Annotated in this window: 15 protein-coding genes; all 15 read left to right on the top strand. The window is 69.2% G+C overall.

All coding sequences use genetic code 11. From position 1 onward, the window contains the following. Positions 1-57: 57 nt before the first annotated feature. The 15 genes from Q0Z83_RS55020 to Q0Z83_RS54950 all read left to right on the top strand — a co-directional run bounded on the left by Q0Z83_RS55020 (position 58) and on the right by Q0Z83_RS54950 (position 11,688). On the top strand, positions 58-681 hold the full coding sequence (locus Q0Z83_RS55020) for a hypothetical protein (RefSeq protein WP_317791528.1): 624 nt from the start codon (positions 58-60) through the stop codon (positions 679-681). A 117-nt stretch (positions 682-798) separates the two neighbouring features. Then, a complete protein-coding gene (locus tag Q0Z83_RS55015; RefSeq protein WP_317791527.1) occupies positions 799-1,653 on the top strand; it encodes a hypothetical protein in 855 nt (284 codons plus the stop codon). A 134-nt stretch (positions 1,654-1,787) separates the two neighbouring features. Beyond that, a complete protein-coding gene (locus tag Q0Z83_RS55010) occupies positions 1,788-2,264 on the top strand; it encodes a hypothetical protein (protein ID WP_317791526.1) in 477 nt (158 codons plus the stop codon). Between the two features lie 322 nt (positions 2,265-2,586). Further along, entirely contained in the window at positions 2,587-3,510 is a 924-nt protein-coding gene (locus Q0Z83_RS55005) for a bifunctional DNA primase/polymerase (RefSeq protein ID WP_317791525.1), read from the top strand. A gap of 306 nt (positions 3,511-3,816) precedes the next feature. Further along, positions 3,817-4,401, top strand: a complete 585-nt coding sequence (locus Q0Z83_RS55000; protein ID WP_317791524.1) for a hypothetical protein — start codon at positions 3,817-3,819, stop codon at positions 4,399-4,401. A gap of 39 nt (positions 4,402-4,440) precedes the next feature. Continuing rightward, positions 4,441-4,758, top strand: a complete 318-nt coding sequence (locus tag Q0Z83_RS54995; RefSeq protein ID WP_317791523.1) for a hypothetical protein — start codon at positions 4,441-4,443, stop codon at positions 4,756-4,758. A 370-nt stretch (positions 4,759-5,128) separates the two neighbouring features. Further along, a complete protein-coding gene (locus tag Q0Z83_RS54990) occupies positions 5,129-5,833 on the top strand; it encodes a hypothetical protein (protein ID WP_317791522.1) in 705 nt (234 codons plus the stop codon). 131 nt (positions 5,834-5,964) lie between these two features. Then, complete coding sequence (locus Q0Z83_RS54985) at positions 5,965-6,882, top strand: hypothetical protein (protein ID WP_317791521.1); 918 nt, start codon at positions 5,965-5,967, stop codon at positions 6,880-6,882. Beyond that, complete coding sequence (locus Q0Z83_RS54980) at positions 6,882-7,178, top strand: hypothetical protein (protein WP_317791520.1); 297 nt, start codon at positions 6,882-6,884, stop codon at positions 7,176-7,178. The genes Q0Z83_RS54985 and Q0Z83_RS54980 overlap by 1 nt, the downstream gene beginning before the upstream one ends. Positions 7,179-7,977: 799 nt before the next feature. Then, positions 7,978-8,385 (top strand): single-stranded DNA-binding protein, encoded by a 408-nt coding sequence (locus tag Q0Z83_RS54975; RefSeq protein ID WP_317791519.1) that lies wholly within the window; start codon positions 7,978-7,980, stop codon positions 8,383-8,385. A gap of 77 nt (positions 8,386-8,462) precedes the next feature. Beyond that, positions 8,463-8,900, top strand: a complete 438-nt coding sequence (locus Q0Z83_RS54970; RefSeq protein WP_317791518.1) for a single-stranded DNA-binding protein — start codon at positions 8,463-8,465, stop codon at positions 8,898-8,900. 372 nt (positions 8,901-9,272) lie between these two features. Next, complete coding sequence (locus Q0Z83_RS54965) at positions 9,273-9,434, top strand: hypothetical protein (RefSeq protein WP_317791517.1); 162 nt, start codon at positions 9,273-9,275, stop codon at positions 9,432-9,434. Positions 9,435-9,521: 87 nt separating this feature from the next. Continuing rightward, positions 9,522-10,067 (top strand): hypothetical protein, encoded by a 546-nt coding sequence (locus Q0Z83_RS54960; protein WP_317791516.1) that lies wholly within the window; start codon positions 9,522-9,524, stop codon positions 10,065-10,067. Then, the gene (locus Q0Z83_RS54955; RefSeq protein ID WP_317791515.1) at positions 10,064-10,426 is read left to right on the top strand and encodes a hypothetical protein; all 363 of its coding nucleotides are present in this window, start codon (positions 10,064-10,066) and stop codon (positions 10,424-10,426) included. The genes Q0Z83_RS54960 and Q0Z83_RS54955 overlap by 4 nt, the downstream gene beginning before the upstream one ends. A gap of 65 nt (positions 10,427-10,491) precedes the next feature. Further along, complete coding sequence (locus Q0Z83_RS54950; protein ID WP_317791514.1) at positions 10,492-11,688, top strand: tyrosine-type recombinase/integrase; 1,197 nt, start codon at positions 10,492-10,494, stop codon at positions 11,686-11,688. The last annotated feature ends 75 nt before the right edge of the window (positions 11,689-11,763 follow it).

Here is an 11,763-nt window from a genome sequence, read left to right as displayed (position 1 = left end):
GCCGGCGGTCGGATCCGCCCCCCTTTCCATCCCTGCATCACCGAAAGCGAGCACTCCATGCTTCCGCTTCTCCGGCGGCATACCACCGCTTCCACCAGTAACGACGTCGCACGACTGCATGCGCAGCTGGCGGTAGTCACCGCAGAGTCAGAGCAGCACCGGCAGCTGGCCGACGAGCGTCTTCGGCTTCACGAGGCGGACATCGCGCGCATCGGCGAGCGGCTACGCGCCGAAGCCGACAGCCGCCGCTGGTGCCATGAATTCGAGGAGGTGGTCGACGCCCTCAACGAGCAGCTGACCGTCGAACTCACCCATCGTGGCTGGCCATTCCTCGTCGACACCACCCTCACCGTCAATCTTGAGGTCGCCGCCCGCGGTGACCTTGCCGCACGTGAGGCAGCGCTCGTCACGCTCCGGCAGGCCGAGGACCAGCTTCGCCAGGTCAAGGGCGTCCACGTCTACTACACCCATCCGGAGGACCTCACCGTCACCGCCAGGCTCCGGTCGGCCTCGGTCACGGCCGACGTGCAGCTGAGGATCGACCTGATCGCCACCAACGAGCGGTGCGCCCGCACCGAAGCCGTGCCGCTGCTCGCTGAGGCCGCGACCGTTCTCAGCCGGTTCCCGGGAGTCACCACCACCGTCCCGGACCCCGGCACGTTCGACATCTCACCCCGCTGAACGCGGCGACGGTGCGCACCCGACAACGGCCTTCACGTCGTCACGGTGCGCACCTCACCACGGCGTACGCCGTCGGACGCCCTCAACGGTTGGTCTCGGATCTGCAGGAGGAATCTTGTGCGCGGGCTGAACACCGCCACCGTCATCGACCTTCTCAACGGTTTGCGGGCCGACCGCAACCCTGAACTGACCGCCACCGCGGCCGGGCGCAGCACGGGGATTGCTGCGGCAGCTGCCGCTACGCAGTCGCTCGCCTCGGCGATCACCGACGTCGCCGACACCATCTGCACGCTGCGGGCCGACCCCAGTCGGCGCCGTACCGGCGCGCACTGGCGCGACGTCCGTCACGCGTGTGACCTGGCCGCCGAACGTACCTCCGGGCTCGCCGACCAGCTCACCGGGCTGGCAGCCGAGGCGCTGCTTCTGGTCACCGACATGGAACCGGTGCACTACCGCGGCAGCATCCCGTCACGGCACGGACCCCACGTCCTCGCCGGCCCCTGCGGTTGCCGGCATCACCAGCACCGCGGCGACCGCCTGCGCCTGTCGCTGCTGCTGGACGATCTCGACGATCTGCGCTGCGTGCGTCCCCGCAGCATCACCGCGGCCCCCGATGAGCCGCACGATCTACCGCTGGCCGCGTTCGACACCGCTCTGCGGGAGGCGATCGCCGCCGTGGCGCCGGTTCCGGCCGCCCACCACGCGATCTGCCTGGTCCAGAACCTCTCCCTGTTCACCGGCCGCACCCGGACCGTCGTCTCCTCGTGGGCTACGACGATCGACCAGCGCCTGCACGGCCGGTTCGTCACCAGCCTCGACGGCACGAGCCCGGCCGACCGCCACCACAGCCTGACCAGCGGTCTCGTTCAGGCCGGCGCCACCCTCGCCAGGGTGCAGACCGACCTGCACAGCGCGGTGACCGCTCTGCGCGCCATCGACGCCGAACCGCCGCGCCCGGCCGCGCCGCACTGACTTTGCTCCGCCTGCCCGGTCCTTCTTTCCCCAGGGTCCGGGCCACCAGGGGCGTGATCGCCCGTTACTCCCTGCCACGGGCGATCACGCCCCACTCCCACCCTGACCGCACTTCTCACTGGAGTTGATCCGCCGTGGGCCACACCCACCACTGGCGCTACCAGCCGAACGATCCCGCCTGGGCCGCGGTCTGGCCGTCCCTGATCCACGACACAACCCGGATCGTGCAGGAGGTGTCGCGCACCGTCGCCCTGGCCGGCCCCGGCCGCAACGGCCGACCGGTGATCGATGCGATGTCCGGCATCGCGTTCAACGGCGCCGACGACGCCGGCTGCGACAGCTTCCTGCTCCCCGCACCGGGCCCCCAGCGACGGCACTGGTTCTACTGCAACACCCGTCGGCTGCCGTACGACCTGGCTGTCACCGCGACGCTGCTGCGCTGCCACCTGCTGGCACCGGACACGTTCGTCATCGGCGGAGACGGCTCCTGGCACCGCGACTGGCGACCGGCCCGCAGTCTCGTTCAGCACCTCTTCGGCCACGACACCGACCGCGTGCCGCTGACCGACACGACAGCAGGGCTCACCGTCGAGCAACTCCTCGGCCTGTGACAACACCTCGCCGACCAACACCACGGCAGCAGCCCTCGAACCGCCACTGCTGCACCCGTGCTAACCCCACGGACCGGCCGACCCGGGCAACGCGTTCGAGGTCCGGCGGCCGTCGTACTCACCATGACGATCCGTTCCCTTCCGGGTGCGAATCCCTTTCCGCTCAAGGACCACGATCATGACCGTCTCCTGGCCACCCCCGAACTCTGCTGCCATCCCGGCCATGTCGCGGCATCCCGCGCCCCTAAACAGCCACCGGCCACTCCTGGATGTCTCCGGCGCTGCCGGTGTCGCGTCACGTCGCCAGCGCCGGTGACCGCCGATGGCTACCGCGACCAACTCCCGCCGACGCTCCAGGCTCACAGGCCGACCGGCCGATCCGAACCTACGTAAAGCAGCCCTGTGGTACGCCCGCGCAGGCATCCCTGTGCTGCCCCTGCACACCCCGGCAGCCGACGGCACCTGCACCTGCCGCAACGCCGACAGCTGTGAGTCCGCAGGCAAGCATCCACGGCTGCGACACGGCCTGCACGACGCCTCCCGCGACCCCGGCCTGATCGACTCCTGGTGGCGCCAATGGCCCGACGCCAACGTCGGTCTCGTCACCGGAACCGCCCTCGACGTCTGCGACATGGACACCGGCGCCGGGCTCGCCGCCGTACTCGACACCCTCGACGTGATCAAACCGGCCGCGCCGCTGGTCCGCACCGGCAACGGCTGGCACCTGTGGTACGCCTCCACCGACCTGCCGAACCGGGTCGGCCTGCTACCCGGCGTCGACTGGCGCGGCACCGGCGGCCTGGTCGTCGCCCCACCATCGGTCCACGTCAGCGGCGCCACCTACCGCTTCCAGCAACCCTGGAACGGACGCGCCCTTCCCGACTGCCCGCCACCGCTGCGTGCCCTCGTCGCCGCACCAGCCACCCCCGTCACACTCACCGCCGAGACGATCACGCGGTTCGACCGGTACACACGATCAGCGCTCGACGGTGAACTACAACGCATCCGCCAGGCACCAGCGCCGGTGTACTCCGGCGGCACCCGCATCACCGGCGGAGAACGCAACAACACCCTGCACCTGGCGGCATTCCGCCTGGGACAACTATCGGCTCGCGGCCACGTCGACGAAGCCGCCATACGCCACGAACTCACCGCGGCGGCCGTGCAGACCGGACTGAGCCTCGCCGAGGCGCAGCGCACCATCGACTCCGGCTGGCGGGCCGGGCGCGATCGACCACGCCGATGACAGCTGGCCGCCTCACAGCATCAGCATGCACAGCGGCACGCCGGGCGCCGACCGGCGGCAGACACGACAGCGGCGCGCGGCACACCACCGCCTGACGGCCGCGCTTCATGACCACCTCTTGTCGCCGCCGAACTCCAGGGCGACGCCGATGACGGCCCCGCCGATACCGGAGATCAACGGCCCCCGGCACAGGCCAGAACGGCTACAACGCCAGCCGCCCTCGTCCGCAAGGGCTTCAGCGGATCCCGCCGCTCACGCCGAACCGAACGGTGAGCCACCAGTATCCACACATAAGGAAGTCCGCATATGACTGTCCTCGACGCTTCCCGTCACCAATCCCTCGGGGTCGACCCGGCAGTCCTGGCAACCGCACTTCAGACGGAGGTCGCCTCGCTGCTGACTCCCGTCGAGTGGGCCGAAGACGAAATCGCCGCAGCGAGCCGCCGCCACCCCGGCCAGGCCGACCTTCTCTTCCACACGTTCGGCCTCCTGAAGTCCCGCAACATCGGCTCCGGCATGGGCACCGAATTCGTCTACCGCGGCCACGCCCGCGAACTCCTAGAACGCGTCGCCGCCGACACAGACCTACGCCCGGCAACCGCTGCCGAGATCTGCCTTCTGCTGTCGAAGGTCAGCCTGCAGGTTCCGATACACGGCGCAGGCGCCGGCCTGTACTTCCGGATGGGGCAGGCCGCTTTCGGCGACCATCCGCTCTTCGCTGAACTCATGGGTGACCAGAGCGCCTATCAGCAGCTGCACGGCTCAGAGATCGACGAGTTGGAGGCCATGCTGCGACGCAAAGCCGCCGACCCCGCCCGGCAACTCGGCGGCATCCAGTGCCGGGGATTGCATCACGGCAGTCGCGTCACCTGCCGCTTCGGCAACAGCTGACCGACCCACCCACACCCGTGGAAGGACGGCTCCAGCTCCATGGCTCCCAAGATCGTTCCTGGTGAGCTCTGGGTGGGCATGCACGTGTGGCCCACCGCACGAACCCTCCTGGCCCCACCGATCTGCTATCAGCGGCCGCGATGCGCCATCATCGCCTTGCACTGGCCGTACGTGGAGGTGCGCCGCATCTCGCGCCGACCCGGCACCAACGGCATCCGCTACCCGCAGACCGGCCCCGGCCACCGCATCCACGTCGACAACCTGCTGCGCCGCGATCCGCACCTGCGGCGCACGACTTCGTGCAGGCGAGCCCGACCGATGCCGTCTGGCGGCCATGAGCAGCTGACATTGTTCTGACCTCTCGCGACGCCCGGGACGACTGCTCTTGCAGACCGCTCGGCGCCCGGCACGACGTTATTGGTCCTACGGCGGTCGCACATCCGGCCGCTCTTCGGGCTCGGTCACCCAGACTGCCACGCTGCACTGCGCCGCGCGTACGTGCGGACTCGGCGCCCCCGGTGGGTGACATGCGATCCGGCGCACACCGACACAGGTCTACGCCGACGGCACCCGCATCGCCCAGTGGCAAGCACAACACCACGCAGGTCTAGCGGGCTCGATATCCACGACTCCTCGAGGGAATCCCGATATGGACAACGTAGTAACCGTCAGTGGCCCTTTCCCCGCCTCACCTACCGTGCGCCATTGCGATGTCGGCCGGCATAGCTTGAACCAGCGCGAGCAGTGGTGGCTGATCACCGACGCCGGCCGCGGCTGGGCCGGCGGCCGGGGCGCCGCGTGCGCTGCACATCGGCGCGAGGTGGAGGCGACGTTCACCGACGGCCACGCCTACCGCGTCGACGGCCCGTTCGATCCCGACCGGTCTGTCTGGCCGCAAGGACCGCACCTGTGGATGGACGCCGACCACATCCGGCTGGCGATCTTCCTGACCCGCCCGACCCTGCGCGAGATAGCCGCCGTACACACCGGCAAGGCCCGATTCGGGTGGACCGAACAGGGCATCAACGGATTCCTGCTGTTCCAGTACGGCGACTCGCCGTGGAACGACGCACCGTTCAACCCGCAACGGCTCACCGAACCGTTCACCCTGCAGCCGGCACCCCGCGGCACACACACCCGAGTGTCGACGTTCCTGGTCCACGCCGACACCGGCCGCACCGCCGCGATGCGCATGTTCACCTGGCCGGCCTACTTCCTCAACCACATCATCACCTCGGTACACCGGCTCGCCGCCCAGCCCTACACCGAAGCGGCGGCCCGCTCCGCGCATCAGGACTTCTACAACCGCTACCCCGACGGCTCGTCGCTGTACCGGCTGGCGTGCTCCCTGCCGCCGGAAGCGCTCTGCCTGGGCGGACAGCGCGACGACCGGCCGCTGGCCGGCACAGGTCCGCGGCCGGAACCAGCCTGACCCTGCTAGGCAAACACCGTGACAGGCCGCCGGTCACCGCGGTTCTCACCCCGTCCCGCATCGGCACCCCGGCTCTCCCTTCCTCTCACCTGTGGCATGCCCACACTCGCCCCCCTGGAAGTGCCCTTCTCATGGCAGAGACCTTCGCCGACTACCTCGACCGCATCGGCCACCACCCCACCATCGATCTCGACACCGCCGATCAGCAGCGCCACATCGTGATCGTCTCCTTCGCCGGTGGCGTGAAGAAGGCAATCGTGGAGCTCGCGGGCGTGGCCGCCGGCGACCGCAACGAGTATCTGAGCGCGGATATCTACGCATTCGTCGACGGCCAGGTGGCGCGCTCCAGCGTGATGGGCCTGGAAGACGGCAGCATCTACCCCGCCTTCCGGCAGAACGCCCCGGGCCGCTCACACGGGCGACCCGCGGTACGCGCCGTCACCGTCTTCATCGGCGCGCAGCAGAACACCGAACCGCTGACCCGACCTGCGGACTCTCTCCCGGACGGCCCAGGCCCGGCGGAATCACCCAACTCCTCCGCTCAAGCCAGCAGCCACCTATCGTCTCCGGACGCCCCGAGGAATCACATGACTGACGGCAACAGCCATCCTGACTTCCGTCAGCTGGCGCAGCAATACGCCCACCGCTACGCCCAACTCATCATCGACGCCCTAGGCGGCCATGTCGGCGCGGACGCCGCCGCGGTCCTGCACCGGGTGGGGTTCGAGCTCGGCCACGACGCATGCCAGGTCATCGCACGCGAGATTCAGGCCCGCACGACCGTAGGCACCGACGCCGATCCGGCCCTACTGCTCGACCTCATCGGGCCAGCCGCCGCCGAGCTGCGGACGGCAGCATCGACGGTGGCCGACCGGCAACCGCCGCGCAGCGAGATCGTCGACGCGCGGACCGCTGAACAGCTGTCGCTGCAGGAGCTACTCGATCGAGCGCGCCAGGCGATGCGCGCCGAAATCGACGCCGACAGCCCTACCGGCCGAGCTTTCGCAGCACTCATCGCCCGGCTGCACCGCGAAGGGCTGGTCCGCTGATGACGGCCATCGCATCCGCTGGCAGCGACGACGAGCCGATCGACTGGAGCCGCTTCGACAGCGACGCCCACCGCGCAGCGCAGAACTCCTGCCGACACTTCATTCGCTGCGCCGTCGACGGCACCACCCGCAGCGCGGTCTCGCAAATGCTCGGCTACGCCCGCACCGTCGGCGACGGTAACGCCATCGCGGTGACACTCGCCCAGCTCACCGGACCATGCACCCTTGCTCCAGCACCGCCCGATGCCAACGGGTCTCCTCGACTGTCCGACGCGAAGAGGCAGACACCGCTGTAACCCGCAGCTGTGCTGCTACCTCCGACAGAGCAGCGGTCAGGTAAGCCGTCCTGCTTTGTGCCATCCCTCGGTCGCTGCGACGCCTCAGCAGCCCTCCGGCGGGATCAACGTCAGGAGTGGCGCCGCCGGTACGGCGCGACGCAAGCACCGACGGCACACCCGCTCCCCACGCAACCACGGCGCTCGGCGTGTTGCGATCTCCTCGCACATGGCCAGATGTTCGCCAGTTCCGGCATAAGCGACGCGCGCCGCAGCCCCGGCGGAAGCAGAGCAGCCACCTTGCCGACGACGCTCAGCGCCGGCCAGGCCGCCTTGCCCCGCGGGCGGGCGGCGCCGTGAACGCCCATGGGAGTGGGGCGCTATCGGGTCGCACCTCCGAACCGCTTCGCAGCGGCCAAGAGCCGCCACCGCCGTCATGTCGGCGCCTGCCTGGTCCTCGATCCACCGGCCCCGGACGGCCACGCTGTCGTCCGGGGTACTGGCCGCCGGCGTGCGTTCACCAGCTTGCTCACGAGTTCGGCGCGAGATCCGGCGGCGGCCGGAGATGTCCGCCGCTGAGATGGCCCGTAGGTCAGCCCACCCGCGCCGAGGGCGCTAAGCCCCCAGCAGAACATCTTGGCAACCAGGTCAGCGCTGCGCTCGACCGCCAAGATCTTCTGCTGACCGGGGGCTTGCACCCCCAGGCACATGGGCGGGCTCTGACCGGCCCCGTCAGCGCGGCACCCCGGCGCTCCGGATCACCCGATCCGAGAACCGGGGGCTCAGCCGCACCGCACCACACGACGGGAGCCACCCCATGTTGTTCAACTTCACGTTCGAGGGCAACCTCGGCGAAGACCCCGAGCTGCGCGAAACCCGCGACGGCAAGAAGGTCGCTCAGATCCGCGTCGGCCGCACCAGCCGCCGCGTCAAGGACGGCGAATGGGTGGATGCGCACACCACCTGGGTCACCGTCACTGCCTGGGAGGGCCTGGCGGAGCGCTGCATGTCGCTGAAGAAGGGCGACACCGTCGTCATCACCGGCCGCGACGACCTTCGGCCCTGGGCCTACACCCGCCGCGACAACGGCGAGGCCGACGCCGCGCTTCAGGTCACCGCCAGCAACATCGCCCTGAGCATGCGGTTCAAGAGCGCCGAGTCGCTCCAGCCGGAGAACGCTCCGTGGTCCATCAGCGACCTCAATGTCCCGGAGCCCGAGTACGCCTGACCGATTCTCGCCCGGGGCCGGCACCGCCGGCCCCGGCCCGGCCTCTCGCACATTCCTCGTCATGGCAGGAGCCGCCCATGTTCGCGCAGTTCATCGTCGAAGGCATCATCACCCGCCGCCCCGAAACCGGTGTCACCCGTGACGGCCGCGAGTACACCCAGTTCGAGATCACCCACTACCGCACGTGGATGGACGGCAACACGACCCGCAAATCCCCTCCGCAGGTGCTCGACATCCTCTGCTGGGGCCGGCTGGCTCAGCAGGCCCGCAAGTTGAGCCTGCGGACCACCGTCACCGTGCACGGCAACGCCCCGCAGCCGTTCGACAACAACGGTGTCCTCGGGCTGAAGATGTTCGCCCGTGGGCTGAGCGTCGACGTCGGCGACCTCGGGAACCGCTCCACCACCGGCGAGCGCAGTGGTCACCTCGTCACCAGCCCTGAAGGCGAGCAGATTACCGCCGAGGCGTGGCCCGAGGTCGTCGGCAACCTCGAAACCGTCCACCGCCCCCGCTGACGCGGGCCGTGCATGGCCCGGTCCCGGGCACAGCCCCGGGACCGGGCGACCTCCCCCGCGCATAAAGGAGCCCCTCGCTGCGCGACACCGATTCATGTCCGCTCACCACCTGACTGCTGCACCGGCTGGTACTTCGAGCACACCACCGAATGCCCCGACCCCGGGCCGGCCCGGCCCTGCAGTGACTGCGGCGCCGATCCCGGCACCAACCACAACCCGCACACCTGCTCCTGGTACTGGAGCGACGACGACACGAGCGCCTTCATCGGGATGAGCCCCGACGCGGCCCGATGGCCAGGCCGTGCATACGACAACCAGCCCGAGGACTACTGACCTCACTCATTGCTTTTCATCGATCGAAAGGTGACGTCCATGCCCGAGAACGACGGCAACGAGCCCAAGAGCGTTCTGCGTAAGGTCCGCGAGCACCTCACCCACGACATCGCCCACGTCTCCGGTCTGATCGGCCTGCACGTCGTCGCCCTCGCCATCCTCGAGCACTCCCCGGCGCTGACGATCATCGGCCTGCACTGAGCCCTTCGCTGGTGGGCCACCCCGGTGGGGGTGGCCCACCAGCGTCTCGCCTCAGCACACCGCGCTTCTCAGCAAGGACAACTAGACATGAGTGCCTGGATCGTCGACCGCGACCACCTCGACCTTCTCCTCACCGCCGCCGTGCAATGGGACCTCATCACTGCCGACCAGGCCGACGACACCGGCCGGATGCTGTGGAAGGAAAACCTCGCCAGCGTCGCCTACCGCTATCCACACGACCGCGACGGCGGCAGGCCGGGCCCGCACGGCTTCCGCGACCGCGACGTCGACACCTACCGGTACCGGCCCTACCCCGGCCGCATCGACCCTGAAGTCATTGAGGCCGCCGCTGCCTCGCTGCGGTACCAATCGTGCGAGCACCCTGGCTGGCACGACAGCACCTCCGCACAGTGGGTGAACCGCCTGCACCAGCTCGCCGCTGACCGCATCCCCGCCTACCTGACCGAACACGGCCCCGTCGACCCACGACGGCAAGCACCCGACGAAACAGGCTGGTATGTGCTCATCGACCTCGCCGGAAAGCGGCAAACCCGATCCGCCGACGGCTGGAGCGTCCCCGACCGCGATGTCCTGCACCGCGCCGCCGCACTGCGTACCGGGGCTACGCCATGACCCTCAGTGCCGGCGCGGTGCCAACCTCCGGTGCAACGCATCAGCCCCGTGACCACGACATGACCCGTGGCCCGGAATCCGCGCCACCGAATGCCGCGGCGATGAAGCATGTCGTGCAGTTCTCCGGTGGCATCGGCAGCTGGGCCGCCGCGATGCGCGTCGCCGCCGAATACGGCACGGACAACCTCATCCTTCTGGCCGCCGACACGAAGGCTGAAGATCCTGACCTGTGGAGATTTGTTGCCGACGTCGGTTCGCTACTCGGGGTCGAGCCGATCGTGGTCGCCGACGGCCGCACCCCGTGGCAGGTCTTCGCCGACCAGCGCTTCGTCGGAAACTCTCGCATCGCCCCGTGCTGAGTTATCTGCACCGAGGAGCCCTCATAGGTTTCCGGTGCTGTCGATGATGACTCAGGGAGCCAGGCGTGGATCTGCGTGTTCTGTTGGTGGAAGGGCGAGGCACCGTGCCCTCGGCGGGATCGGTGGTCGATACCGGCCTACTGCATCCGCCGTTCGTCGTTCGTGACGATGCGGGAGCCGAGATCGAGCCGGTGACCGGCTACCTGCGCCAACTCGCTCTCAGCGACTGCAGCCAGCTCACTTGCCGCAGTTACGCGTTCGGGATGCTGCGCTGGTTCCGGCTGTTGTGGCTGTTGCAGATTGACTGGGACCGGGCGACCGAGGCTGAGGTCGCGGTGATGGTGGGCTGGCTGCGGTCGGCGCAGAACCCTCAGCGCCGCCGCTCGGACCCCAGGACACAACCCGCTGGTTCGGTGAACGCGCGGACGGGCAAGCCTGCTCTGCGTGCAGGCTACGCACCCTCGACGATCAACCATGGCCTGTCGGTAGTCAGCGGTTTCTACCTCTTTCACGCCCACGAAGGTCGTGGGCCGGTGCGTAATCCGGTCCCGGTCGCCTCGCAGCGCCGCCGGGTCCTGGCACATCGCAGCGCGCTGGAGACGCCAGCGCGATTCGGGCGGGCACGGTTGCGGCAGCGAGTCATCGATCCGTTGCCGCGCTCGATCCCGGACAGGCTCTGGGATGAGCTGTTCGCGGCGATGGGGTGCGACCGGGACCGCGCGCTGCTGGAGTTCTTCGTCTCCAGCGGTGCCCGGGCGGCGGAACTGCTCGGCCTGACGGTCGAGGATCTGGACTGGGCCGGCCAGCGGATATGGGTGATCTCGAAGGGCACGCGGGCCCGGCAGATGGTGCCCGCCTCACCGCAGGCGTTCGTCTATCTGGCCCGCTACCTGGACGAGGCTGGCGTCCCAGCTGCGGGCGAGCGGCTCTGGCGTACCCGGCGGGGTGACACCCGCCCGCTGGCCTACTGGGCGCTGCGGCGGATCCTGCAAAGGGCCAACGCGACGCTGGGCACCAACTGGACGTTGCACGACCTGCGGCATACCGCGGCGACACGCATGGTCAACGGTGGCAAGCTGACGTTGGCGGAGGTTCAGGCGATCCTGCGGCACGCCGACATCCGCGTCACCGGCCGCTATCTCACCGCACGCGTCGAGGACCTGGTCGAGAAACTGGCCGAGCACTACAGCCGGCCACGGCCGCCCGTCACCTACACCGCTGGATATGACGCGGCCGACATCGCGGCGGTGTTCGGTGCCTAAATCCGCGTCTACGTCCACGACCGGGCTGAGCCGTCGTCATCACCGCATCGGCCCGGTCCTGGAGGAACTCGGCTT

This window comes from Actinoplanes sichuanensis (assembly GCF_033097365.1).
Taxonomy (GTDB): domain Bacteria; phylum Actinomycetota; class Actinomycetes; order Mycobacteriales; family Micromonosporaceae; genus Actinoplanes; species Actinoplanes sichuanensis.
This window is presented reverse-complemented; position numbering and strand designations above follow the sequence as displayed.

What these genes read in the sequence shown, in the direction of transcription:
- Q0Z83_RS55020 (WP_317791528.1), top strand. Translation starts at nt 58, where the DNA reads ATGCTTCCGCTTCTCCGGCGGCATACCACCGCTTCCACCAGTAACGAC.
- Q0Z83_RS55005 (WP_317791525.1), top strand. Translation starts at nt 2,587, where the DNA reads ATGGCTACCGCGACCAACTCCCGCCGACGCTCCAGGCTCACAGGCCGA.
- Q0Z83_RS55000 (WP_317791524.1), top strand. Translation starts at nt 3,817, where the DNA reads ATGACTGTCCTCGACGCTTCCCGTCACCAATCCCTCGGGGTCGACCCG.
- Q0Z83_RS54995 (WP_317791523.1), top strand. Translation starts at nt 4,441, where the DNA reads ATGGCTCCCAAGATCGTTCCTGGTGAGCTCTGGGTGGGCATGCACGTG.
- Q0Z83_RS54985 (WP_317791521.1), top strand. Translation starts at nt 5,965, where the DNA reads ATGGCAGAGACCTTCGCCGACTACCTCGACCGCATCGGCCACCACCCC.
- Q0Z83_RS54980 (WP_317791520.1), top strand. Translation starts at nt 6,882, where the DNA reads ATGACGGCCATCGCATCCGCTGGCAGCGACGACGAGCCGATCGACTGG.
- Q0Z83_RS54970 (WP_317791518.1), top strand. Translation starts at nt 8,463, where the DNA reads ATGTTCGCGCAGTTCATCGTCGAAGGCATCATCACCCGCCGCCCCGAA.
- Q0Z83_RS54965 (WP_317791517.1), top strand. Translation starts at nt 9,273, where the DNA reads ATGCCCGAGAACGACGGCAACGAGCCCAAGAGCGTTCTGCGTAAGGTC.
- Q0Z83_RS54960 (WP_317791516.1), top strand. Translation starts at nt 9,522, where the DNA reads ATGAGTGCCTGGATCGTCGACCGCGACCACCTCGACCTTCTCCTCACC.
- Q0Z83_RS54955 (WP_317791515.1), top strand. Translation starts at nt 10,064, where the DNA reads ATGACCCTCAGTGCCGGCGCGGTGCCAACCTCCGGTGCAACGCATCAG.